The organism is Trichlorobacter sp., from assembly GCF_034008105.1.
Taxonomy (GTDB): Bacteria; Desulfobacterota; Desulfuromonadia; order Geobacterales; family Pseudopelobacteraceae; genus Trichlorobacter.
Genome location: NZ_JAVEPN010000019.1, coordinates 20031 through 45224 on the forward strand (window position 1 = coordinate 20031; position 25194 = coordinate 45224).

Consider the following 25194-nt stretch of genomic DNA (forward strand, 5'->3'; position numbering starts at 1 on the left):
CTATTGGAACACTCTTTTTTAGCATATTTCCCCCTTAAAGAATGAATCTGGTCATCCATTATGGTGGCAGCGGTTCTCTACTGGCGCATCTTCTAGTCCAGCACCCGGCCCTTGACGGGCGATACGGGTTTTTGCTGCTCCTGTAACATTCCCCCTTTGTTCTTGTTCGGCAACTTTACCTCAAGATTAGTCGAGACGGTGCCGTACCAGCTTGAGGCGCTTGCTTGCAGGTAACCATGGTTTGGATTTTTGCTGGTCCGCGAATGTTTGTCCCGATAAGTGCCAAAGGCCAGCAAGTTGCCGTTGGGCAGCGAAAGCAATCCGATACCCTCGGAAAACTCCGGCTCATTTGAAAAACTTTGCGGCCAGATACAAGGAGTGAACGATTCACCCAATAAACCTTTTTGGTTGAATCTCGTAAACCATGTGCGCCCGGTTCCGCCATCACTTTCAACTTTTCTTCCTATGCCGACATACATATCCTCAGTCTGGGGGGCGACTGCCCAGAGAGCATTTACGGTTTGTTTTGTTTCTCCTCCAAAGCGTTTTTCCCATTTGACTCTGCCGGTGGCATCATAATTCACCACCAATGCCTGCCCGCGCGCCATCGACGTCAACGGAATTCGAGATACCACTACTGTGATCATTACACCGCCTTCCTTCGTCGGTAGCAGTGAGGATGGGCCAACGAGCATTCTTGGGGTGCTCTCTCCGGGGCTCACCTCAACCTCCCATAGCTTGGCCAGGGACGGTGAGAATTTAACCAGCCATGCCTTTGTTTCACGAGGAGTTCTGCTTGACTGACCATAAGCAAATATTTCCCCGTTTTTATTTACTGCGAGCATGAGACGCCCTTCAGAACCATATACACTACCCAGTTTCTCGTACTGAACCATGTCTCCGTTCATGTTTGTTTTTATAATGGCTTCACCTTTGAGATTGCCCACCGCTAAAAAACCACCGTCACCTGAAATGACCTGTCTTATTTTTATTTTTGACGTATCGTCCATTGATTTAAGTCTTATATCCTGCCCACGCTCACCTTTCTGGTTAAAGACAACAATCTTATCCTCACAAGGTATAAGCACTTTGTTTTCTCTGTTCAGAGAAGGTAAAAATGGAAAATTGAATTCAGCTTTACACTCAGGTACTGTGTGTTCCCATAGTATCTGTCCTTCTAGGGTTGTGGAAATTACCCATAATTCCGGTTTTGATTGACCCATCCTCGACCCGCTGAAAATAATGTTATTATTCGGGAGTGCTATACCACCATGGATATGCCCATGCTCGATTGTGAATACCCGCCCACCTTTCGTATTGCAGACCATCGTCTCGGTACCCTTGACTTCTTGACTGGGTGGCACGTTCTTATTATCAATGTGCAGCGCGGTTGATTGTTGGGCAGGGACGGGCTCAGGCGCCGCTTTACCATAGACTCCGCCAGTTCGTTTGCCATTGACAAAGGTCCCCTCGTAGCGGTTTCCGTTCTTCCATGTGTAAATCCCCTTGCCGGTCCGTTTGTCGTCGACAAAGTCCCCTTCGTAGCGGTCCCCGCTCTTCCAGATATAAATCCCCTTGCCGGTCCGTTTGTCGTCGACGAAGTCCCCTTCGTAGCGGTCCCCGCTCTTCCAGATATAAATCCCCTTGCCGGTCCGTTTGTCGTCGACGAAGTCCCCTTCGTAGCGGTCCCCACTCTTCCAGGTAACGACACCCTTGCCATGCCTGGCGCCCGCCAGCACCGGTCCGACATAGCGCGATGTTTCAACCCCGTCCTTGAACCAGACCTGGGTGCCGCTGCCTTTGGCGAATCCGTTGACGCAGCCACCCGACCAGATAACTTTCTTGCCCGGCTGCGGCGTTCCTACATGTTTGCATCCGTTCTGGTCGACAATCCCGCTATCCCCGGCCGCGCCTGCCGCCAATCCTGCACAGGCCAGAAGCAGGATGACGACGATTGCTGCTAACGATATTTTTCTTCTCATGAACACCCCCAATTCATTTATAGAGCGGCTTGTAGCCGAACTCTTTTGCCAATGGCGAATCGTTTGCGATTTCAATACATCTTTCAATATTGCCTGTGCGCCATGCCACCGAAATAACGTCATGAAGTGTTGCAATTTCTTTTTGTCGTTTGATCAGGCTATCGCGTTTATTGACTAGGCTGTTATGTTGCCTTGTTTTTTCATTGTATCGTGTTTCAAGTTGCGCAGCCCGCTGAAACTCTGCGCCATACCTAGCCATGAACTGTTCTCTTGTCATGGTCCGCGCCTTGGCGCCAAGCGGCGTGGCGATACTCTTCAATTCAGCCAGGTCTCGGGCAAGCGTTTTTTTGGAATTATCGATGGAATACTGCAGAACGCTGATGTCTCCCGCCATTTTTCTGACTCCCATCTCGAGGTTGGGGGCAAGTGCTTTGAGGCGCTTGACAGCCTCGTCGCGGAAGGCAGACGAGCTCTTACCGGCATCCTCTCCTGACGCCCGTGTTACCTGCGCCGGCCCGATCAGGGCCTCAACGCCGGGACCGTAGTTCACCAGCGGCGTCCCCTCCAACCCCTTGCCGATATGGCCCGATGAATCAAAACGCGTCCTTGAAAATACATCTCGGTATTTTCCCTGGTTGATGTCATTTGCGATCTGCTGCGCCTCACGCGGTTCCAAAGTTCCGTAAGCCTTTACGACAACATGGTAGTGGCCGGCGGTGCCGGAAACCGGCTGAGAGAAACCGGTGACCGGCGGCTGATTCCCGGTTGTGACCTGGGCGCGCATGGTTGTTGCATTGCTGTTTCTACTCCAGGTCAACGTGTTGACAACCCAATAGACAATTTGGGGTTTGCTCTCTTTCTGGGGCACCTTCACTCGTGGTTCGGGGATCGGGCCCTGCCGGGGAAAAGAAGCGCTCTCTTTGCCGGAATATGAAGGGAATGCGGGCACGGGCGCCGAAGGGGACAATCGGGGCGCAACGGGAGGGGGAGAATACTTCGGCGGGGAAGAAAACTTTGGAGCAGGCGGAATGTAAGTGGGGTCTTTTGACTGGCGCGACAAAACAGCCACTGGTGATGTTGATGTTCTTTTGTCTGATGGAATATCAAGCGTCTTTTCAACCGGATTTGTACTGACCACCCTGAAAGAAAGCGTTGCAGATGTTACGGATTCAGAATGTGCCGTTAAGAAATGTTTCAGAACAACCTGATACTCGCCTTGCTCAAAGCTTCCAAGTTGGAACCTGAAACGGTAGTTTCCAGTCCCTGTAGGTTCAGTGACCTGCTCCTGCTTTGCAAGTCCCGCTAGAGGTCTGCCGGCAGCGTCAAGTACCTGCCAGAAAAGCTGTGCAGGCTCAGCCGGATACGTGTGTTTTATAACGGCCTGCAAGGCCAGAATATCACCATTGCGAAGCGCAGATGCCAACGGTGGGCCATTGTAGTCCCCCAGTGTGGCTCGGATACTGAAAGGTTCAGCTTTCTTCTGTTGTTTTCCCAGGCGTATTTCAATCTGCTGATGTCCCAGTATCTTGCGGGTCGGTCCGGCTGTGTCAATAATCCGCACGGCAACGCGATAATTTCCACTATCCATCCCGGTCGAATCAAAACGCAGTCTATCTGCATTTTGATTCTCGCCGTTCTGGGTTTTGTAATTTTCACCATTTACCAGCCACTGAACCTCGTGTTCTTTTGTCCACCTGCCAATACGGGCCACATTAAAGGCTAGAATATCGCCGGGCTTGAGGGTAATCAACTGCTGTCCGCCCGTTGTTGAAAACAGGGGTGTGCCATTTTCGTGCAGGTATTTGTCTCTTGCCGCAGCAATAGGGCCAATTCCGATTTTGCCAGATACGGTAAAAGTGGCATCTCTGGAATCAACCTGAAGCTTGCTGGCACTCTCGAATATACGAATGCTAACGGTGTGAGCACCGGGAAGGAATCCAGCCCCAACATCTATGCGCCGTCTGGCTGCCTCAGGGTCGTCTGCTCTCATGGAGGCTTCGTAATCACCAGGCTTGGTAACCGGCTGCAAGATATCGGTTCTGCCATCAGGCGTTGTAAGTTCCCAGCGTACAAAATAATCATTTGTCCATCGATCATTTTTCTGAACAACAAAGGCTATGGTTTCGCCAACCGCAACCTCACCAGCCAAAGGTCCGCCTTCAAAGCCGCCACGCCGCCCATACAGGCCACCCAGATCAAATGCTTGCGCCCTGGCATGTGAAGCGCTTTTCATCTCACGCAACAGCCGCTGCTGCTCCGCATGTCTGAAGTCAGCAAGAAAATTTCGTCCGGTATCCCTGAAAAGATAGCCGGTCTCCATAACCGCTTCACCCCCCTTGGTGAGTGGATCTACAAACATGGCGTTAAAGGTATCAAAAGAAACTGTCGAAACTGCGGCGAACATGACAAAGGCGGGGTCTGCCTGCCACCCGGTAACACCCCGTCGGGCCAGGTCGTTTATATAGTCCTGTGCCCGCTGATCAGCGCTTTTGGTGCGTTCCAGCAGATCAATTACCGGTATGGGGGCCAACTCAATACCGGCAACAGCGCTCATTTTTAGAATTTTTTTAAGATGACTGTCTGTCTTGGCAAGATTGAAGAGCAGATGCTCCCCCCGAGATGCTTTATCCAGCTCACTGGAAATACTCATAATATCGCCGAACAAACCCATGGCATTGCCGACTTTATGCAGACGACCTTCAGGCGTAACTGCTGTTTTGCCCTGAAGTCGTGGGCTGGCCGGATGCTTCTGCATCTCTCCGGTAACTCCAGTAACCAGTCGTGGCGAAGCGTTGCTGTCATGGAGACGCGCCAGCATTTCTCCTCGCTGGGCCGGTGGCAAACCTTCGCTCAGTTGAATAATCCGTTGCTGAAATGCAGGTGTCCGGTCAGGTTGCTGTTGTGACAGTTGAGCAAGCACCCGAACTTCATTTATTGTATCCTGATATTTGAGATGTGTGGAGAGAGAGTCGGCAGTTGCGGAAGTTATCTCTCGCTGCCGCTGGCTGACATCTGCTGATGGGGCTCGCTGTTTTGCTTTGCCAGGAAGGTCGGACTGACTTGCCTTTATAAGATCCTCCATCGGAATCTTGCGCTGCTGGCGGGATGCCGGATCCCACACCGTGGTATCACCAGCCATTTTGGCAAGTTCGAGCGTAGCCTGCTGGGCACGCTGGTGATATTTGCTGCGTTGGGCCTGAATTCTTTGCAGGTCAGCCTCAAGCTGCATACGCCGGATAAAGGCATCAGATGGTTCTGCAGCAGGATCTGGATACTGTTTGCGATGACGCGCTAATTCCTGAGCACGCTCCTGAACTTGCCCGGCTTTCTTTAACTGTAAATCGGCCATTTCTTCTTTGTAGGCCATTGTCTTCACATAACTCTGAGAGCGGCCGGTGCGGGCGTTTGCCTCAAATGAAGCTGCTCCAGGCCTTTTGTACGCATCGTTATTGATCTGCGCAATTTTTTCAAACTCCGCCTGACTGACCCCGTCAGGATCTGCCATGAAATCAACGTCATTTTTTGTGGCAAAGTCTATTCCAGCAGGGTCAACTCCCTTTTTACGAATAATTTCAGAAAAATCATCGTTAAAGGTGTTGCGGATTTTTTTGATCTGTTCTGCTGACTCAGCTTTCTTAAGTATAAAATCGGTATCTGTACCAGCGTCGATCGGCTTGGAAGAAGCTGTTTTCTGTCTTTCAAGCACGGTCCCTTGCCGTTCTGCTGCTGCTGTCGCCGTAGCTGTGGTTATTTGATTATAGTAAGCCTGACTTCGTTGGAAGGCGTCATCTGAGATGACCCCCTTGATCCGCATCTGATTGATCTCACGGTTATTCTTTAGAATCAGGCCTTCATGGTACGAAGTTGCCTTTCCGGACTGCATGGCTTTGACCGCTTCAAACAGTTCATCAGTCCAGGAGAACGAAGAAGTTGCACAGGAAAGAGAAAAAAGCAGCACACAGAAAATTGCTTTGGGACGTAACGTTTTGGGGGATTTGACAGAGAGGCTTTTCATGGTTTACCTCCCATCTGCCATCGGGTCTGAAGTAGTCTGGCATACTCCTGTTCAGATTTAGTTCCTAGTTTTTCATGTTGAATCTGCTTCAGCTCTTTATCGGCCTCACTGTTTCTGTTGTTGTTCTGCAAAAGGATGGCAAGGGTTGTGCGAAGCGGGGCAGACTTAGGATGTTTGTGGGAGAGGTTTTTAAGATAATCTAGCCCGAATTCAAGATAGTCACCTGCCAGATAGCAAAAGCCCAACGGCGCTAGTACCAGACCGGTAACCATTTCCGGATATGCCTCAAGTAGCAACTGATACTGTTCTGCCGCAAGCCGGAACTTCCCTTGTTCCTGGAGCACCTGAGCCAGTGCGAATCGTGCCTGGCGATGGTCAGGTTGTAACTCAAGCACAGACAAAAAGCTGTCAGTGGCTTGCGTCAATGATGCCGGGCTAGCTTTAAGGGAGGCATACAGCATCCCTTGGAAAAAAAGATATTCGGAAGCATCAGGAGTTATTTCAATGGAGGAGTTTATATGAAAAAGCGCATTGTGAAAATCTTCAGGCTGGCCCTGTTTCAGCCAGCGTTCATAATCCTGAACAGCATGATGAAACATCTGTGCCGCAATAGTATGGTAATCTTGAGTTGCCAAGTCGGAATGCATTTTTAGCAGAAAAGCAGGGAGGGGGGAGGTAATTTTCTGTTTTTCCTGGCTTGTACGAGTGTATTTTTGCGCAGGAGTAATTGCTGAAGAGGTTGGAGAAGGTTTTTCGGCAGCCCCGACAGACGTTATAGTTGCACTTAAAAACAACAGGACAAAAAACAGTCGATTGTAAATCAACATGCTGGCCTCCTCTTAAGTTATCATGGGTAACCTCAATGACAATCAATCAGTTGTAATCAATGTGAGCAATTATTCTGTCAATAACTTTATTTCAGATATAAAAGGCGTTTTACTGCCGCATTGTTCCGGCCATAATCCCGGTGCTATTTCATCAATGACAAGCTTGATAGAACTGGTTTTTACCGGCTTGATTGCATGGTGCTGGATGATCGGTATATCCTGAAAAACAAGGTATTGTTTGGTACCATCAGGGAAAAGCAGGTGAGCCTTACGTATTCTGCTACATTGCATGAAGCGGAAATCAGGAGCCCTTCCCGGTAGCACGCCTAGTGTTTTTATAACCCGTGGCGTCTCGTCAGAAAAAACAATCCGAATCCATTCACCAATGCCTTTTTTTGTATCATTCGGACCCCAGGCAGTCGAGGGATCTCCATCAAAAGCATATTCAGCATCATAAAGAATTGGAGGGATACCTTTGCTTCTAAGTACTGAAGATGCCTGATCAGTCATGGCCATAAATGGCAGCCCTTCCAGCTCATAAAATATCTGCACATCATGTGCGGCGTCTGGTTTCAGGTCCGTAAAGGTCCAGGCAAGCGTTTTTCCTGATGAATCCATGCTGAATCCGTCAGGTTCTATGACAATCCCGGAACGAGCAAGTCTTTTGCCGGCATATACAAGGCCCTCATCAAGTTTTGCAGTAATCTGAATCTTTCCGATAGTTCCTTTCCAGCTTGCCCCTGTTCGCATAATGTAGGAAAAACTTCTTAATCCCCGATATTCTGTAGCATAAACCCAGTAACGATTGCTAATCTTTCTCAGTTGATTTGGTTTGAACTGAACCGTATATGTATACCAGTTCAGTAACCCCTTTGTTGTATCTAACTTGTTAGCATCAACCGAAACAAATTTTACTTTTATCGGATTATTGTCAGAACTTGCAAAAAAATTGTAAAGTGTTTGTGTAAATTCACCAGGTTGTTCAGGAAAACCCATTTCAACTTGTAATGGTTTGTCTGAAATATTTTTAAAACTATAGTTTATGTCAAACTCTATAAAATCTTTATGAATAGTAATATTTATACTCTCGTCAACCATTCGAACATATGAATTGTTATTAATACGTATTTGTCCGCCAGTAGCACCAGTAATGCTTGCAGTATCGGCAACACCAGAACTGACCGTATAGAGCATACAATAAACAAACAATAGGATAATTAGCAGTGTTTTTCCAGTTAGTCTCGAGTTTGATGGGAAATACATGCACGCTCCTTGCTTTATTTCGAGAATTCCTTGGGTCCTGTGAATGATTTTGTGTAAATGGTTTTCGGTCATTTTATAGAGTGTCCATTTAAACGAAATGTTCTTCAGGGCCAGGAACAGCAGCTTGAAAATGCTGTTATCATTGAGAAAAGACCCCTCGGTATTCTTGGGACAGTATATGTGTTTAAGTTTCGGCTTTTGCCCTGGTTTTTGTGGTCTGAGCAGCCGCCAGACGGTTCTGATGGTCGTATTTATGTGCCACGTGGGTTAATGGGTATTGCCCCGAGATTGCGCCTGTGATACTAATGAATTAAGGAGGAACTATACATGCTACTACAAACAGATGCCAGACGACGCATTACACTTCCCCCCATAGTTGGCATTAAACCTGGGGATGCCATTGATCTTGAAGTTCTTGATGATGGCAGAATTATGCTGATTCCTGTAGAGCCGATCCCCAAACACCAATTGTGGGCCTGGACGGCTGAAGCAAAGCAGTCTGTAAGCAGTTCTCTGGCAGATCCGCGGGCTTCTGTTGAAGTCACAACGGCGAAACAGGCTGAAACAATAGCCAAAAGGTGGGCTGATGAACATTGAGATCCGGCCTGCTTTTGATGAAGCGGTGATGGCAGCTGAGTTGCCTGTCCGTAAGGCTGCGGCTAAGGCGTTACAACTGCTGCAATCTCTGGATTTACCTCAACTGTGGAACCATCCAGGCCTGAATTTTGAGAAATTGCACGGCATGGTAGAACCGATAACAGATCAGCAACTTTACTCTATCCGCATTACCGGCAGTGCCAGGGCGATTATCTGCCTGCTTACCGGTCCCACCATAGTCCTTGTAAGCCTGCATACGCAGCATGACAAGGCATACAGAAAGTGATTCGCCTCCGCTCCACGGCTCATGCTTGGGGGCATGCGGTTGTCAAAGATCGGTACGATTGTAACGTTCAATCGTGCAGTTGTCCGGTCTGGCGCAGTGCCTCGTACAGCACCACCGCCACGGCATTGGAGAGGTTCAGGCTGCGCACCTGACCCGGCATCGGGATGGTCAGGCAGCGCTCCTGATTGGCGGCCAGCAGTTCGGCCGGCAGGCCGGCGGTCTCTTTGCCGAATACCAGGAAGTCACCCGGTTGGTAGAGGTCCTGCTCATAACAGTTGCGGGCCACCTTGGTGCTTAAGAACCAGAAGCGGCCATCGGGAAAGGTGGCCTGCAACTCTTCCAGCGAATGCCACTGCCGCACCTGCACCTTGTCCCAGTAATCCAGCCCAGCCCGCTTCAGTTGGCGGTCATCGATGGAAAAGCCCAGCTTGCCCACCAGATGCAGGCAGGCGCCGGTGGCGGCGCACAGCCTGGCCACGTTGCCGGTGTTGGGCGGGATCTCCGGTTCGATCAGCACAATGTTGAAAAGTGGTTGTGAGGTAGTCATGCAGCTGTGTATACCACAAGACTGTTTTGGTCGGCTTGCATTTTTTCTTCTACAGGGCTAGGATGCAGTTTCCTGAATATCCCCACCAGATGAGGTAGATTCCATGAAAGTTATCGTAACCGACGAAGTTGCCGCCGAAGGGCTGGCACTCTTACAGCAGGACCCCCGTGTGACCATGGACGTCAGGCTGGGGCTGAAAAAGGAAGAACTGCTCGCCATCATCGGCGAATACGATGTCATCATCACCCGTAGTGGCACCACGGTGGACAAGGACCTGCTGGATGCCGGTAAGCGCCTCAAGATGGTGGCCAGGGCTGGAGTGGGGATCGACAACGTCGACCTGGACTACGCCAGCTCCAAAGGGGTGATCGTGGTCAATGCCCCCTTTGGCAATACCAACAGCGCGGCTGAGCATACCATGGCCCTGTTGATGGCGGCCTGCCGCAACGTGACCGTGGCCAACGCCTCGCTGAAGAGCGGCGAATGGAAGCGGGCCCCCTTTACCGGGGTAGAGCTGAAGGGCAAGGTGGCCGGCGTGATCGGTCTGGGCAAGGTGGGCGGCCGGGTGGCCACCCGTCTCAAGGCCTTTGAATGCGAGGTGCTGGCCTGTGACCCCTACATCGCCGTCAAACGGGCCCACGACCTGGGGGTCAAGCTGGTCTCCCACGACGAGATCTACAAAAACTGCGACATCATCACCGTCCATACCCCGCTGACCGACGAAACCAAGGGGATGATTGGTGCCCGCGAACTGGCCATGATGAAGGACGGCGTGATCGTGATGAACGTGGCCCGGGGTGGCATCATCGACGAGCCGGCCCTGTTGGATGCCCTGAACAGCAACAAGATATCCATCGCCGGGGTAGATGTCTGGAGCCAGGAACCCCCCACTAGCGACACCTTGAAGGCGCTGATCGCCCATCCCAAGATGACCGTGACCCCTCACCTGGGTGCCAATACCCAGGAGGCCCAGATCAACGTGGCGGTGGATGTCTCCAAGGAGATCCTCAACTATCTGGACGAAAAACCGCTGGAGAATGCGGTCAATATCCCTCGTTTTGATATGGCCCTGATGGACCAGATGCGCCCGTTCCTGAACCTGATGAACGTGATGGCCGATTTCGGCATCCAACTCTTGGACAGCCACCCCAGCAAGCTGACCTTCAGCTATGCCGGCAACATCGCCCATTACGATTGCTCGCCGTTGACGGTCTGCGGTCTGGCGGCCCTGCTGGACCGGGTGGTGGACCAGGAGGTAAATATGGTCAACGCCAGCCTGATCGCCGACCAGATGGGGATTGTGGTGGAGGAGACCAAGACCACCTCGGCCGACGCCTTCTCCAATCTGATTACCCTGATTGCCGAAGGTGACGGCAAGCGCCGCACCATCGCCGGCACCCTGTTCGAAGGTGCGCCGCGTATCGTCCGGCTGCGTGACTACGCCATGGACTTCACCCCGGAAGAGCATATGCTGCTGCTGCACTACGCCGACCGGCCCGGCATGATCGGCAAGCTTGGCACCATCATGGGCCAGCGTGACATCAACATCGCCGCCATGAACCTGGGCCGCAGTGAGAAGCGGGGCGAGGCGATGGTGATCCTGTCACTTGATTCAGCCGTGCCCACGGAGGTGATTGAAGAGATCCGCCAGGCCACCGATGCCAGTTTTATCCGGCCGATCCATATGCCGGCCCTCAAATCAGAAAAACGGTAACGGATTTTAATCTTTCTTCCCCTTGACCGTCCGGGCGGGGGGTGCTAGAGTACCGCAACGTTTCACATAACCGGCCTTTTAAACTAACCCCGTGAGGTTAACAAAGGTGTACGATAACCAGCCAGATATCAGGAAGGGTCTTTCCGTGCACGCGCGGAAAGACCCTTTTTTTATCTCCAAGGAGGACAGCAATGGCAGGTGATACGACCAAGACCGTAATCCTGGACAACAGCGGTATCCGGCGGGCAATGACCCGCATCTCCCACGAGATCCTGGAAAAAAACAAGGGGCTCTCGAACGTGGTGCTGATCGGTATTCAGTCCGGCGGCGCCCATCTGGCCCGCGAGATATCCAACTGTATGGAGCTTATCGAGGGGGAGCGGGTGCCGGTGGGCTCGGTGGACATCACCCTGTACCGGGACGATTTCAAGAGCCAGGCGCCCCATAAATCGGTGGGCAAGACCGACATCACCTTTTCCCTGGAGGGGAAGCGAGTGGTGCTGGTGGACGATGTGCTGTACACCGGCCGCACCATCCGGGCCGCCATGGACGCCCTGATGGATTACGGTCGGCCGCAGCTGATTCAGCTGGCGGTGCTGATCGACCGGGGCCACCGCGAACTGCCGATCCGGGCAGACTTTGTGGGACGTAACGTGCCCACCAGCCAGAAAGAAAATGTGGAAGTGCTGTTTGACGACAAGCAGCAGCCGGTTGAAGTGGTGCTGGAAAAATAACCCAGGGGGGAGACCAACGTGGCCACCGAGTTCAAGCATAAGGACATCATCGCGCTCAGGGATCTGAACAAGGACGAGATCGAACTGCTCATCTCCACGGCGGAGAGCATGCGTGAGGTCAACAGCCGGTCCATCAAGAAGGTACCGACCCTGCGGGGCAAGACCATCATCAACCTGTTCTATGAATCGTCCACCCGTACCCGTACCTCCTTCGAGATCGCCGGTAAGCGGCTTTCGGCCGACACCGTCAACATCGCCCCCTCCAACAGCTCGGCCACCAAGGGGGAGACCCTCTCCGACACGGCCCTGAACCTGCTGGCCATGAAGCCGGACATCATCGTGATGCGCCATGCCGTCTCCGGCTCCCACTACTACCTGTCCAAGAAGGTGGGCTGTTCCATCATCAACGCCGGTGATGGCGCCCATGAACATCCCTCCCAGGGGCTTTTGGACATGCTGACCATCAAGGACCGTTTTGGCCGGCTGGATGGCCTCAAGGTGGCCATTGTGGGCGATATCACCCACAGCCGGGTGGCCCGTTCCGACATCCAGGGCCTGACCAAGATGGGCTCCTCGATTTACCTGGCCGGTCCGCCTACCATGATGCCCCCTGGCGTTGAGCGCTTGGGTAATGTCACCGTCTGCGGCACCATGAAGGAGGCTATTGCTGACGCCGACGTGGTAATCATGCTGCGCATCCAGCAGGAACGCCAGGGCAAGACCCTGATGCCCAATGCCCGTGAATACTCGCGCTACTTCGGCCTGAATCCTGAAAACCTGAAATGGGCCAAGCCGGATGCCATGGTGATGCACCCCGGTCCGATCAATCGCGGGGTGGAACTCTCCTCCTACGTGGCTGACGGCGGCCAGTCCCACGTGCTGAAGCAGGTGGAAAACGGGGTGGCGGTCAGGATGGCGATGCTCTACCATGTGTGTGGTGGCGAACTGGAGTAACAGGTTAAGGCTGAGGTTTAGGTTGAGCTCAAACTAAACCTGAACCTGTGAACAAGGTGAACGAAAACCTATCTTTTGCGAGGTGAACATATGAATCTTCTGATCAAAGGCGGCAGGGTGATTGATCCTTCACAGGGTATTGACGATACCCTGGATGTCGTGGTGGAAAACGGCAGGGTCAAGGAGATTGGCAAGGGGCTGGCAGCACCGGCCGGGGCGGAGACCATCGACGCCAGCGGCAGGTATGTGGTGCCGGGCCTGATCGATATGCACGTCCACCTGCGGGACCCGGGTCTGGAGTACAAGGAGGACATCGTCTCCGGCACCAGGGCGGCGGTGGCGGGCGGCTTCACCTCAGTGGCCTGTATGCCCAACACCAAGCCGGCCATCGATAACAAGGCCGTGGCCAGCTACATCATCAACAAGGCAAAAACCGAAGGCTTCTGCAATGTCTTCCCGGTGGGCACCATTACCCAGGCCATGCATGGCGACCGGCTGGCCGAGATGGGTGAACTGAAAGAGGCCGGTTGTGTGGCGGTCTCGGACGACGGCAAGCCGGTCAAGAACAGCGAACTGATGCGTCGTGCCCTGGAGTACGCCAACGGTATGGGTATCCTGGTGATCTCCCACGCCGAAGAGCTGGAACTGGTGGGTGAGGGGGTAATGAACGAGGGCTTCACCGCCACCGAGCTGGGGCTGAAGGGGATTCCCCGGGTGGCCGAGGATATCGCCACCGCTCGTGAGATCATGCTGGCCGAGTACGTGGGCGCTCCGGTGCATATCGCCCATGTCTCCACCGCCGGCTCGGTACGGATCATCCGTGAGGCCAAGGCCCGTGGCGTGAAAGTGACCTGCGAGACCGCCCCTCACTACTTCACCCTGACCGACGACGCGGTGCGGGGCTACAACACCAACGCCAAGATGAACCCGCCTCTGCGGGAGGCGGCCGACGTGGCGGCCATCAAACAGGGCCTGAAAGACGGTACGATCGACTGCATCGCCACTGACCACGCGCCACACCACCTGGACGAGAAGGATCTGGAATTCAATGAGGCCATGAACGGCATCATCGGCCTTGAAACTTCTTTACCACTCTCCCTCGGATTGGTGCGGGAAGGGGCGATAAGCTTGCAACAGTTGGTGGAGAAAATGAGTTGCAACCCATCAAAGATACTTGGAGTTGATCGTGGAACCTTCAAGGCAGGCAGTGTGGCCGACATCACCGTGATCGACCCGGACAAGGCGTGGACCGTTGAGGCTGATCAGTTGGCCAGCAAGTCTAAGAACTCCCCCTGGCTGGGGGAGCGCATGACCGGCGCAGCCGCAGCAACTGTGGTGGCCGGTAAGGTTGTTTTCAGCGGTAGATAGAATCTCAGTTAGGAGCAGCAATGAGTACGAAAGCGATCCTTGCGCTGGCAGACGGGCGCATCTTTGAGGGCAGATCATTCGGGGCCGGCGGTGAAGTGACCGGCGAGGTGGTGTTCAATACCGCCATGACCGGTTATCAGGAGGTCTTGACCGACCCCTCCTACAAGGGGCAGATGGTCACCATGACCTACACCCAGATCGGCAACACCGGCATCAACCCTGAGGATATCGAGAGCCGCGGCCTGTTCCTGTCCGGCTTGATCGTGCGGGAATACCTGGACTTCCCCTCCAACTTCCGCAGCACCATGTCTCTGGATGCCTACCTGAAGGAAAACAACGTGGTGGGTATTCACGGTCTTGATACCCGGGCCCTGACCCGTCACCTGCGGGACCACGGCGCCCAGAACGGGATCATCTCAACGGTTGACTTTGACCACTCCTCGTTGGTGGCCAAGGCCAGGGCGGTGCCCAGCATGGCCGGCTTGGATCTGGCCTCCGGCGTGTCGGTGGACAAGCCGTATCACTGGACCGAAGGGCTCTGGCAGTTGGGGACGGGCTATCCCCAGGTTGATCCCGCCAGCCTGAACTACAAGGTGGTGGCCTACGATTTCGGCATCAAGTACAACATCCTGCGTTGTCTGGTGGATGCCGGCTGCGACGTGACCGTGGTGCCAGCCACCTTCCCGGCCGATGAGGCCCTGGCCCTGAACCCGGACGGTATCTTCCTCTCGAACGGCCCCGGCGATCCGGAGCCGTTGACTGAGTCCATCGAGATCATCAAGCAGTTTGTGGGCAAGAAGCCGATCTTCGGCATCTGCCTGGGGCACCAGCTGCTGGGCCTGGCCCTGGGGGGCAAGACGGTCAAGCTGCCCTTCGGCAACCACGGCTCTAACCTGCCGGTGATGGACATGGCCACCCGCAAGGTTGAGATCACCTCCCAGAACCACGGCTTTGCGGTGGACCTGGATTCGTTGGGGGATGCCGCCTGTCTGGGGCATGAGAACCTGAACGATCAGACCGTGGAGGGGATCAGCCACTGCACGCTGCCGATCTTCTCGGTGCAGCATCACCCCGAGGCCTCGCCGGGGCCCCATGATTCGCATTACTTGTTTTCGCGCTTCGTGGCAATGATGGAAAAACATAAGCAGCACTGATGCAGCCGTACCACGCCCTGTATCAATCAGGAGAGCTGCTGCAGCGGGTTAAGGAAGGCTACCGACGGTTGGCGGCCTGTGACCTCTGCCCGCACCGCTGCGGGGTGAACCGGATCAGGGGCGAACAGGGCAGGTGTCGTAGCGGTTTTAAACCGCGCATCGCCTCGGCCAACCTGCATCGTGGTGAAGAACCGCCGATCAGCGGCAGCAAAGGTTCCGGCACGATCTTCTTTTCCGGCTGTACTTTGAGTTGCGTCTTCTGCCAGAATTTCCCGATCAGCCAGCAGAACACGGGCGAGACGATGAGTACTTGGGAACTGGCTCGCCGGATACTGCAGTTGCAAAAGCGGGGCGCCCACAACCTGAATCTGGTGACCCCCAGCCACTGGCTGCCCCAGTTCTTGGCAGCGCTCTGGCTGGCCATACCGCAGGGGTTCAAGCTGCCGGTAGTCTGGAATTCAAGCGGTTACGAGACGATGGATGCCCTGCAACTGCTGGATGGTGTCGTGAGTCTCTACCTGCCGGACATGAAATACAGCGACGACCTGCAGGCCAAAGAACTGTCCGACGCGCCTGGGTACACGGCGATCAACCGGCTGGCGGTGCAGGAGATGCTGCGCCAGGTCGGTCCTCTGCAGACCGATGACCACGGTATTGCCACTCGGGGGTTAATTGTTCGCCATCTGGTGCTGCCGCAGGGCAGGGCCGGCTCGGCAGTGACCTTGCCCTGGATTGCCAAACACCTTGGGCAGGAGACGCACATCGCCCTGATGAGTCAGTATTTCCCGGCCCATCGGGCAGCAGCCATGTGCGGAATCGACCGTGGTCTGACCCACCAAGAGTATGATGCCGCCGTGTCAGCCCTGGAAGATGCAGGATTGGAGAACGGCTGGGTGCAGGAGCTGGATGAGGAGCGGGGATCTGTATGAGAACGGTAGTTCTGTTGATCATCTCCAACATCTTCATGACCTTTGCCTGGTACGCCCACCTGAAGAACCTGAGCAACCGGCACTGGCTGATTGCGGTCTTTGTCTCCTGGGGCATCGCCTTTTTTGAGTACCTGGTGCAGGTGCCGGCCAACCGGATCGGCTACCACGGCTCCTATTCACTGGCCCAACTCAAGATCACCCAGGAGGTGATCACCCTGACCGTGTTTGTACCCTTTGCGGTATTCTATATGGGAGCGCCGCTCAAGCTTGATTATCTTTGGGCTGGTTGTTGTCTGGCCGGCGCAGTGTACTTTATCTTTCGCTGAGAAATGTGCTCTTTCGCCAATCTCAGCCTTGACCTTGACGAAACAATCACATTTCGAATTTTTACAAGGAGTTGTTCATGCCAAAAAGAAACGACATCCACAAGGTACTGATCATCGGTTCCGGCCCGATCATCATCGGCCAGGCCTGTGAATTTGACTACTCCGGCACGCAGGCCTGCAAGGCGCTGCGCAAGCTGGGCTACCAGATCGTGCTGGTCAACTCCAACCCGGCCACCATCATGACCGACCCCGGCACGGCCGATGTGACCTACATCGAACCACTGAATGTACCAACCCTGACCCGGATTATCGAAAAGGAGCGGCCCGATGCGCTGCTGCCCAACCTGGGCGGCCAGACCGGTCTCAACCTGTCCAGCGCCCTGGCCGAGGCCGGTGTGTTGGAAAAGTACGGAGTCAAGGTAATCGGTGTCAATCTTGATGCGATCAAGCGCGGTGAGGATCGTGAGACCTTCAAGCAGACCATGGATAGCCTGGGCATCGAGATGGCCCGCAGCGACATTGCCCATACCCTGGATGAGGCCAAGGCGGTGCTGGAGATCATCGGTTTCCCGGTGGTAATTCGGCCGGCCTACACCATGGGCGGCACCGGCGGCGGCTTTGCCTATAATATGGAAGAGTTCGAGACCATCGTCAACCGCGGTCTGTCGGTCAGCCCGATCAGGCAGGTGCTGGTTGAGGAGTCGATCCTGGGCTGGGAAGAGCTGGAACTGGAAGTGGTGCGGGACGCCAAGAACCAGAAGATTACGGTCTGCTTTATCGAGAACGTAGATGCCGTGGGGGTGCATACCGGCGATTCCTTCTGCACCGCCCCGATGCTGACCATTACTCAGGAACTGCAGGACCGCCTGCAGCGCGACGCCTACAAGATCGTCGACGCCATCGAGGTGATTGGCGGCACCAACGTGCAGTTCGCCCACGATCCCACAACCGGCCGGGTGGTGGTGATCGAGATCAACCCGCGCACCTCACGCTCCTCGGCCCTGGCCTCCAAGGCCACCGGCTTCCCGATCGCCCTGGTCTCGGCCATGTTGGCCGCCGGCCTGACCCTGGACGAGATCCCCTACTGGCGTGACGGCAGTCTGGAGAAGTACACCCCCTCCGGCGACTACGTGGTGGTCAAATTCGCCCGCTGGGCCTTTGAGAAGTTCAAGGGTGTTGAGGACAGGCTGGGCACCCAGATGCGGGCCGTGGGCGAGGTGATGAGCATCGGCAAGAACTACAAGGAGGCGCTGCACAAGGCGATCCGTTCCCTTGAGAACGGCCGCTATGGCCTGGGTTTTGCCAAGGATTTTAACAAGCGCAGCCTGCCCGAGCTGATGGAACTGCTGGCCGAGGCCACCAGTGAGCGGCAGTTCATCATCTATGAGGCCCTGCGCAAGGGGGCCAGCGTCGAGCAGCTCCACCAACGCACCCATATCAAGGCCTGGTTCCTGCAGCAGATGCAGGAACTGGTGGCGCTTGAGGAAAAGATTCTGGCCCACCAATGGGGACAGCTGCCGAACGAGCTGCTGATACAGGCTAAAAAGGACGGTTTTGCTGACCGTTACCTGGCGCAACTGCTCCATGTCCCAGAGGAGCAGATCCGTGAGCGGCGTATCACCCTCAATATGCTGGAAGCGTGGGAGCCGGTGCCGGTCAGTGGTGTGGAGGATGCGGCCTACTACTTCTCCACCTACAACGCGCCGGACAGCGTGGCGGTATCGCAGCGCAAGAAGGTCATGGTGCTGGGAGGCGGCCCCAACCGGATCGGCCAGGGGATCGAGTTCGACTACTGCTGCGTACACACCGCCTTTGCCCTCAAGGATGCCGGTTTTGAAACCATCATGGTCAACTGCAACCCGGAGACGGTCTCCACCGACTACGACACCTCAGACAAGCTCTACTTTGAGCCGTTGACCGTAGAGGATGTGCTGTCGATCTACGCGAAGGAGCAGCCTGAAGGGGTGCTGGTACAGTTCGGCGGCCAGACGCCGCTCAACATCGCCCGTCAGCTGCAGGAGGCCGGCGTCAGGATTATCGGTACCCAACCCGATACCATCGATCTGGCCGAGGATCGCGAGCAGTTCAACGCCATGATGCGCAAGCTTGGTATCCCTCAGCCCGAATCGGGCATGGCCAGCAAGCTGGAAGACGCCATTGTGATTGCCGAGCGGATTGGCTATCCGATCATCGTGCGCCCTTCCTATGTCCTGGGTGGCCGGGCCATGGAGGTGGTTTACGACGAGGAGATGCTGCGGGAGTATCTGGCCAAGGCGGTGGATGTGACCCCGGAGCGGCCGATCCTGATCGACCGTTTCCTTGAGAACGCCATCGAGGCCGAGGCCGATGCCATCAGCGACGGCGTTGACGCCTTTGTGCCTGCGGTGATGGAGCATATCGAGATGGCCGGGGTCCACTCGGGCGATTCGGCCTGCGTGATCCCGCCGGTCAACATTCCGCAGAAACATATCGATACCATTGACGAATACACCCGCCGCATCGCGGTGGAGATGGGGGTGGTGGGCTTGATGAACATCCAGTACGCCATTGCCGACGACAAGGTCTACATCCTGGAGGCCAACCCCCGGGCCAGCCGCACGGTGCCACTGGTCTCCAAGGTCTGCAATATCCCGATGCCGCGCATCGCGGTGCAGGTGATGCTGGGGGCCAAACTGAAAGAGATGGGACTGGTGCGTAAGCAGCTGCCGCACTTCGGGGTCAAGGAGGCGGTCTTCCCGTTCAATATGTTTCCCGAGGTTGACCCGGTGCTGGGCCCGGAGATGCGTTCCACCGGCGAGGTGCTGGGGATGGCGCAGAGCTACGGCATGGCCTTCTACAAATCCCAGGAAGCCACCGGTGGCCTGTTGCCACTGGATGGGGCGGTGCTGATCACCGTGGCCGAGCGGGATCGTGGACAGCTGCCGGCAGTGGCGCAACGCTTTGCAGAGCTGGGCTTCTCGCTGCTGGCCACCCAGGGTACGGCTGCCTATCTGCAGCAGCATGGCATTACTGCCAAGCCGGTGCTGAAACTGTATGAAGGGCGCCCTAATGTTGGTGATGTCATCACCAACAAAGAGGTGCAACTGGTGATCAACACCCCTGCGGGCAAGAGCAGCATCCATGATGACTCCTATATCCGCAAGGCAGCCATCAAGCACAAGATTCCGTATATCACCACCATGGCGGCCGCCGTAGCCGCTGCCGAGGGGATCGCTGCCCGCAAGAGCGGTCAGGAAGCGATCCGCAGCCTGCAGGAGTACCACGCCTCGCTGGCGTAAAAAGGAGCTGAAGGTAGATGCCGAAACGAACCGACATTAAAAAAATTCTGATCATTGGCGCAGGGCCGATCGTGATCGGCCAGGCCTGCGAATTCGACTACTCCGGCACCCAGGCCTGTAAGGCGCTGAAGGAGGAAGGGTTCGAGGTGGTGCTGTTGAACAGCAACCCGGCCACCATCATGACCGACCCGGACTTTGCCGACCGCACCTACATCGAGCCGGTCACGCCGGAGATTCTGGCCAAGATCATCGAAAAAGAGCGACCCGATGCGGTGCTGCCGACCTTGGGCGGCCAGACCGCCCTCAACACGGCGGTGGCGGTGGCCGAGATGGGGATACTGGATAAGTTCGGGGTGGAACTGATCGGCGCCAAGCTGCCGGCCATCAAGAAGGCCGAGGACCGGACCCTGTTCAAGCAGGCCATGGAGAAGATCGGTCTGGAGATGCCCCGTTCCGGTCTGGCCCATAACCGGGAAGAGGCGCTGGAGATCATCAAACAGGTTGGTTTCCCGGCCATTATCCGGCCTTCCTTCACCCTGGGGGGCACCGGCGGCGGTATCGCCTACAACCTGGAGGAGTACGAGCGGATGGCCATGGCCGGCATCGAGGCCTCGCCCACCGATGAAATTCTGGTGGATGAATCGATCATCGGCTGGAAGGAGTACGAGCTGGAGGTGATGCGTGACACCGCCGACAACGTGGTGATCATCTGCTCCATCGAAAACTTCGACCCGATGGGAGTCCACACCGGCGATTCGATCACCGTGGCCCCGGCCCAGACCCTGACCGACAAGGAATATCAGCTGCTGCGGGATGCCTCCCTGAAGATCATCCGCGAGATCGGTGTCGATACCGGCGGCTCCAACATCCAGTTCGGCATCAACCCCCGCGATGGCCGTCTGGCGGTGATCGAGATGAACCCGCGGGTTTCAAGGAGTTCTGCGCTGGCCTCCAAGGCTACCGGTTTTCCGATTGCCAAGATCGCGGCCAAGCTGGCCGTGGGCTACACCCTGGACGAGATCACCAACGACATCACCCGCGAGACCCCGGCCTGCTTCGAGCCGACCATCGATTACGTGGTGACCAAGATCCCGCGCTTTACCTTTGAGAAGTTCCCGGCCGCCGATGCCACCCTGACCACCCAGATGAAGTCGGTGGGGGAGGTGATGGCCATCGGCCGCACCTTCAAGGAGTCGTTCCAGAAGGCGCTGCGTTCACTGGAGATCGGCGTCTGTGGCCTGGATTCCAAGCTGTTCGATCTGGCCGAAGAGACCCGTCGCAGCCTAACCGAGAAGGAACAGGGGCTGCTGCTGGAAAAGCTGAAGACCCCCAATGCAGAGCGGGTCTGGTATCTGGGCGATGCCCTGCGCAGTGGCATGAGTGTGGAGGAGGTCTTTCGGCATACCGCCTTTGACCCCTGGTTTGTGCACTGCATCCGTCAGATCCTGGAGAAGGAAGAGGAGCTGAAGCGGAATAAACCGGAGACCATTACGGCCGAGCAGCTATTCGAGGCCAAGCAGTACGGCTTCTCCGACAAGATGCTGGCCAAGCTCTGGAAGACCACCGAAGATGCGGTGCGGCAGCTGCGGTGGAAACTGAATATCCGCCCGGTCTACAAACGGGTGGATACCTGCGCAGCAGAGTTTGTGGCTCACACCCCCTACCTCTACTCCACCTACGAGCAGGAGTGCGAGGCCGAGGTCAGTGATCGCAAGAAGATCATCATTCTGGGCGGTGGCCCCAACCGGATCGGTCAGGGGATCGAGTTCGACTACTGCTGCGTACATGGCGTCTTCGCCCTGGCAGAGGACGGCTATGAGACCATCATGGTCAACTGCAACCCGGAGACGGTTTCCACCGACTACGACACCTCCGACCGGCTCTACTTCGAGCCGCTGACTCTGGAGGATGTGCTGGAGATCGTGGCTAAAGAAAAGCCCTATGGAGTTATCGTCCAGTTTGGTGGTCAGACTCCGCTCAAGCTGGCGGTGGCCCTGGAACAGGCCGGGGTACCGATCATCGGCACCACCCCGGATGCCATCGACCGCGCCGAGGACCGGGAGCGGTTCCAGGAGATGCTGCACAAGCTGAAGCTGCTGCAGCCGGCCAACGGCACGGCCCGTTCCACTGAAGAGGCGCTGGTAGTTGCCAACCGGATCGGCTATCCGGTGGTGGTACGCCCCTCCTATGTGTTGGGTGGCCGGGCCATGGAGATCGTCTATGACGACGAGAACCTTACGCGCTACATGACCACTGCCGTACAGGCCTCGCCGGAGCACCCGATCCTGGTGGACAAGTTTCTGGATGCCGCCATTGAGGTGGACGTGGACGCCCTGTGCGACGGCAGCCAGGTGGTGATCGGCGGCATCATGGAGCATATCGAGGAGGCCGGCATCCACTCCGGTGATTCGGCTTGCTCGTTGCCGCCGTACTCGCTGGGGCCTGAGCTGATCGCCGAGATCCACCGCCAGACCGAGGTGATGGCGCTGGAGCTGAACGTCAAGGGGTTGATGAACGTGCAGTATGCGGTTAAGGACAACACTATCTACGTGCTGGAGGTCAACCCGCGGGCTTCGCGCACGGCGCCGTTCGTCTCCAAGGCCACCGGCCGCCCTCTGGCCAAGATCGCGGCCCGGGTCATGGCCGGCAAGAGCCTGGCTGAGCTTGGTGTGTCGGGCGATATCGTGCCGGACTATTTTTCGGTCAAGGAGGCGGTCTTCCCGTTCGTCAAATTCCCCGGTGTGGATACCCTGCTGGGGCCGGAGATGAAGTCCACCGGCGAGGTGATGGGGATCGGTGACAGCTTTGCCGAGGCCTTTGCCAAATCCCAGATGGGGGCAGGGGTCAAGCTGCCGATGGCCGGCAACGCCTTCATCAGTATCCGGGACAGCGACAAGAAACATGTTGTAAACGCGGCAGAAAAGCTGTATAAGGCTGGCTTCGGCCTGCTGGCAACGGCAGGCACTGCTGTTTTTCTGGAAGAAAAAGGGATACCGGTCAAACGGGTCAACAAGGTCAAGGAAGGACGGCCGCACATCGTTGACGCCATCAAGAACGGCGAGGTGCAACTGGTGATCAATACCACCCAGGGCGCCCAGGCCGTGGCCGATTCCTTCTCGATCCGGCGTGAATCATTGATGCATGGGATCGCCTATTACACCACCACCGCCGGCGCCAACGCCGCAGTGGATGCGATCAAGGCGCTCAAGGAGCAGGAACTGCAGGTCAAGCCACTGCAGGATTATTTATATTAGGAGTTGCTGCAAACGATGTCGAATACCATTCCGTTAACCAAAGAGAGCTACGAGGCGTTGCAGGAGGAGCTTAAGCGTCTGATTCGCGAGGAGCGACCCAAGGTTATCCAGGATATTGCCGAGGCGCGCAGTCATGGTGATCTCTCGGAAAACGCCGAATATGATGCTGCCAAGAATCGTCAGGGCTTTATCGAGGGGCGCATCCTCGAACTGCAGGGCAAGCTGGCCCGGGCCCATGTGGTCGATCTGACCGGCTTAAAGCCTGACAAGGTGGTGTTTGGCGCCACCATCACCCTCTATGACACCGCCACCGAGGAGGAGATCACCTACAAGATCGTGGGTGAAGACGAGGCTGATATCAAGCAGGGCAAGATCTCCTGCACCTCGCCGGTGGGCAAGGCCTTGATCGGCCACAAGCTGGATGATTCCGTCAAGGTAACGGTGCCGTCCGGCACCAAGGAATATGAGATTATCGAGATCAAGTATTAAAGCAGGGGATGAACCATGGCAAAGAAAACAGCTAAAATCACAAAAGACACCATCTTTCTGGAGATGCTGAAAAGCCATCCTGAGACCGCCAAGGTGCTCAAGAAATACAATCTGGCCTGCGCCAGCTGCATGGGGGCCCAGAGTGAACCGATCGAACTGGGTGCCATCAACCACGGTCTCGACCCGGAGCAGTTGCTAGCCGATCTGAACGCCGCCATCAAGTAGCTGCAACGGTCGAACAATCACAAAGGCCCCCAGGGATAACTCCTTGGGGGCCTTTGCTTTTTAGGTGTACTGCATTAACGCCGGCTAAGCGGTCGATGGGCGATGGTCAGACTGTTACCGGCCACCATGCTGCTTGTTGGCCGCACAAAACCGGCCTGCCTCAGCAGGCTGCGGATCTCCTGGGGGGTATAGCAGTGGCCGCCAGGGGTGTTGACCAGCATGTTAACGCTGAACAGCGCCCCCTGGGTTGGCGAGGTGCGGGAGGGGTTGAGCGGAAACTCCTGCACCACGATCCGGCCACCGGGCTGCAAGGCGTGGCAGACCTTCTGAAAGGCTGTCAGGGTCTGTTCCGTTGAAAAGGCGTGAATCAGCTGGCTGAGCAGGATCAGGTCATAGCCTTCGCCCAGCTGATCCTGCAGGATGTCCCCTGATTTGAAGGCGATGTCGTCCAGGCCGGCCTGTTTGACCATCTTTTTGGCGATTGTTGTGGTATTCGGCAGGTCAAAGTGGGTGACGCTGGCCGCCCCCTGACGTCGCATCTCCATGGCGTAGGTGCCGGGACCGCCTCCCAGGTCAAGGGCCTTTTCAACCCCCTGTACGTTGATCGCCTTGATGACATCCGGTGCGATCAGGCTGGCGATGTTATGCATCCCCATGATGAAGGCGTTATGATCAAAGGCCACTTTGCTGACCGGTTTGCCGGTCTTGACCACGTTGTCCAGTTGTGACCAGCTCTGCCAGAGGTTGTCGGCATGCCTGAGGATGTCGCCCTGATAGTGCGGTGTGCCGCTAACCAGGAATTTGGCGCTTAAGGGCGCATTGCTGTAGCGTTCATGCTGCTTTTTTACCAGTCGCAGTGCGGTCAGGGCGTCCAGCAGCACCTCGGTGGCCCGCGGGTCGGCCTTGATTGCCCGTGCCACGGTGCAGGCATCACGCGGTTCTGTCAGCTGATCAAAGATGCCAAGATTATTGGCGCTGATGATGATGCGGGAGCTCCAGAACCCTCCCCAAAGCATCCGTAATCCTACGGCCTCGTGATGTTCTTTCGGCATATGCTGTCCTCCCAGGTAGAAAGCTGCTGCGCTGCGCTCTGGTCTGTCAGTAGCTGATGGCGGGGCTGTTTGTCAAGGTTCCTCGTCGTTTCAAGTGGGTTGAGGGTATAGCGAGTTGAATCTGAGCTTGCCTGCAATGATGTAGGCCATGGTAATCAGATTCTTGGGGTTGCGATATCCTCGTGCCCGCGCCTTGGCTG

Annotated in this window: 19 protein-coding genes; 13 read left to right on the top strand and 6 right to left on the bottom strand. The window is 55.8% G+C overall.

All coding sequences use genetic code 11. From position 1 onward, the window contains the following. Nucleotides 1-92: 92 nt before the first annotated feature. The 4 genes from RBQ93_RS11195 to RBQ93_RS11210 all read right to left on the bottom strand — a co-directional run bounded on the left by RBQ93_RS11195 (nucleotide 93) and on the right by RBQ93_RS11210 (nucleotide 8087). Nucleotides 93-1982, bottom strand: a complete 1890-nt coding sequence (locus RBQ93_RS11195) for a hypothetical protein (RefSeq protein ID WP_320372203.1) — start codon at nucleotides 1980-1982, stop codon at nucleotides 93-95. 13 nt (nucleotides 1983-1995) lie between these two features. Further along, nucleotides 1996-5997 carry a hypothetical protein gene (locus RBQ93_RS11200; RefSeq protein WP_320372204.1) on the bottom strand — a complete coding sequence of 1334 codons (4002 nt, stop codon included), beginning with the start codon at nucleotides 5995-5997 and terminating at the stop codon, nucleotides 1996-1998. After that, nucleotides 5994-6824 (bottom strand): hypothetical protein, encoded by an 831-nt coding sequence (locus RBQ93_RS11205; protein ID WP_320372205.1) that lies wholly within the window; start codon nucleotides 6822-6824, stop codon nucleotides 5994-5996. The genes RBQ93_RS11200 and RBQ93_RS11205 overlap by 4 nt, the downstream gene beginning before the upstream one ends. A gap of 69 nt (nucleotides 6825-6893) precedes the next feature. Next, nucleotides 6894-8087 (bottom strand): NADase-type glycan-binding domain-containing protein, encoded by a 1194-nt coding sequence (locus RBQ93_RS11210; RefSeq protein ID WP_320372206.1) that lies wholly within the window; start codon nucleotides 8085-8087, stop codon nucleotides 6894-6896. Between the two features lie 327 nt (nucleotides 8088-8414). On the opposite strand from RBQ93_RS11210, the gene RBQ93_RS11215 reads away from it, so the two are divergent. Together RBQ93_RS11215 and RBQ93_RS11220 are read left to right on the top strand one after the other, a co-directional pair. Continuing rightward, nucleotides 8415-8684 (top strand): AbrB/MazE/SpoVT family DNA-binding domain-containing protein, encoded by a 270-nt coding sequence (locus tag RBQ93_RS11215; protein WP_320372207.1) that lies wholly within the window; start codon nucleotides 8415-8417, stop codon nucleotides 8682-8684. Then, nucleotides 8674-8970, top strand: coding sequence for a hypothetical protein (locus tag RBQ93_RS11220; RefSeq protein ID WP_320372208.1), 297 nt, complete (start codon nucleotides 8674-8676; stop codon nucleotides 8968-8970). Before RBQ93_RS11215 ends, RBQ93_RS11220 begins: the two co-directional genes overlap by 11 nt. A 67-nt stretch (nucleotides 8971-9037) precedes the next feature. Here the strand turns inward: RBQ93_RS11220 and RBQ93_RS11225 are convergent, their stop codons facing one another. Further along, the gene (locus tag RBQ93_RS11225; protein WP_320372209.1) at nucleotides 9038-9517 is read right to left on the bottom strand and encodes a tRNA (cytidine(34)-2'-O)-methyltransferase; all 480 of its coding nucleotides are present in this window, start codon (nucleotides 9515-9517) and stop codon (nucleotides 9038-9040) included. 103 nt (nucleotides 9518-9620) lie between these two features. On the opposite strand from RBQ93_RS11225, the gene serA reads away from it, so the two are divergent. From serA to RBQ93_RS11280, 11 genes are all read left to right on the top strand, one after another. Then, complete coding sequence (gene serA / locus RBQ93_RS11230; protein ID WP_320372210.1) at nucleotides 9621-11231, top strand: phosphoglycerate dehydrogenase; 1611 nt, start codon at nucleotides 9621-9623, stop codon at nucleotides 11229-11231. Between the two features lie 191 nt (nucleotides 11232-11422). Further along, on the top strand, nucleotides 11423-11965 hold the full coding sequence (gene pyrR / locus RBQ93_RS11235; protein WP_320372211.1) for a bifunctional pyr operon transcriptional regulator/uracil phosphoribosyltransferase PyrR: 543 nt from the start codon (nucleotides 11423-11425) through the stop codon (nucleotides 11963-11965). A gap of 18 nt (nucleotides 11966-11983) precedes the next feature. Then, entirely contained in the window at nucleotides 11984-12919 is a 936-nt protein-coding gene (locus tag RBQ93_RS11240) for an aspartate carbamoyltransferase catalytic subunit (RefSeq protein WP_320372212.1), read from the top strand. Between the two features lie 90 nt (nucleotides 12920-13009). Then, the gene (locus tag RBQ93_RS11245) at nucleotides 13010-14287 is read left to right on the top strand and encodes a dihydroorotase (RefSeq protein WP_320372213.1); all 1278 of its coding nucleotides are present in this window, start codon (nucleotides 13010-13012) and stop codon (nucleotides 14285-14287) included. Nucleotides 14288-14307: 20 nt separating this feature from the next. Next, complete coding sequence (gene carA, locus RBQ93_RS11250; protein WP_320372214.1) at nucleotides 14308-15441, top strand: glutamine-hydrolyzing carbamoyl-phosphate synthase small subunit; 1134 nt, start codon at nucleotides 14308-14310, stop codon at nucleotides 15439-15441. Beyond that, complete coding sequence (locus RBQ93_RS11255) at nucleotides 15441-16370, top strand: radical SAM protein (RefSeq protein WP_320372215.1); 930 nt, start codon at nucleotides 15441-15443, stop codon at nucleotides 16368-16370. The genes carA and RBQ93_RS11255 overlap by 1 nt, the downstream gene beginning before the upstream one ends. Beyond that, nucleotides 16367-16696 carry a DMT family protein gene (locus RBQ93_RS11260; protein WP_320372216.1) on the top strand — a complete coding sequence of 110 codons (330 nt, stop codon included), beginning with the start codon at nucleotides 16367-16369 and terminating at the stop codon, nucleotides 16694-16696. Before RBQ93_RS11255 ends, RBQ93_RS11260 begins: the two co-directional genes overlap by 4 nt. 77 nt (nucleotides 16697-16773) lie before the next feature. Beyond that, the gene (gene carB / locus RBQ93_RS11265) at nucleotides 16774-19974 is read left to right on the top strand and encodes a carbamoyl-phosphate synthase large subunit (protein ID WP_320372217.1); all 3201 of its coding nucleotides are present in this window, start codon (nucleotides 16774-16776) and stop codon (nucleotides 19972-19974) included. Nucleotides 19975-19991: 17 nt separating this feature from the next. Next, complete coding sequence (gene carB, locus RBQ93_RS11270; RefSeq protein WP_320372218.1) at nucleotides 19992-23228, top strand: carbamoyl-phosphate synthase large subunit; 3237 nt, start codon at nucleotides 19992-19994, stop codon at nucleotides 23226-23228. A 15-nt stretch (nucleotides 23229-23243) separates the two neighbouring features. Then, nucleotides 23244-23717, top strand: a complete 474-nt coding sequence (gene greA / locus RBQ93_RS11275; RefSeq protein ID WP_320372219.1) for a transcription elongation factor GreA — start codon at nucleotides 23244-23246, stop codon at nucleotides 23715-23717. A gap of 15 nt (nucleotides 23718-23732) precedes the next feature. Further along, the gene (locus tag RBQ93_RS11280; RefSeq protein WP_320372220.1) at nucleotides 23733-23942 is read left to right on the top strand and encodes a DUF1858 domain-containing protein; all 210 of its coding nucleotides are present in this window, start codon (nucleotides 23733-23735) and stop codon (nucleotides 23940-23942) included. A 74-nt stretch (nucleotides 23943-24016) separates the two neighbouring features. On the opposite strand, the gene RBQ93_RS11285 is transcribed toward RBQ93_RS11280, so the two are convergent. Then, on the bottom strand, nucleotides 24017-24994 hold the full coding sequence (locus RBQ93_RS11285) for a methyltransferase (RefSeq protein WP_320372221.1): 978 nt from the start codon (nucleotides 24992-24994) through the stop codon (nucleotides 24017-24019). Nucleotides 24995-25194: the final 200 nt, after the last annotated feature.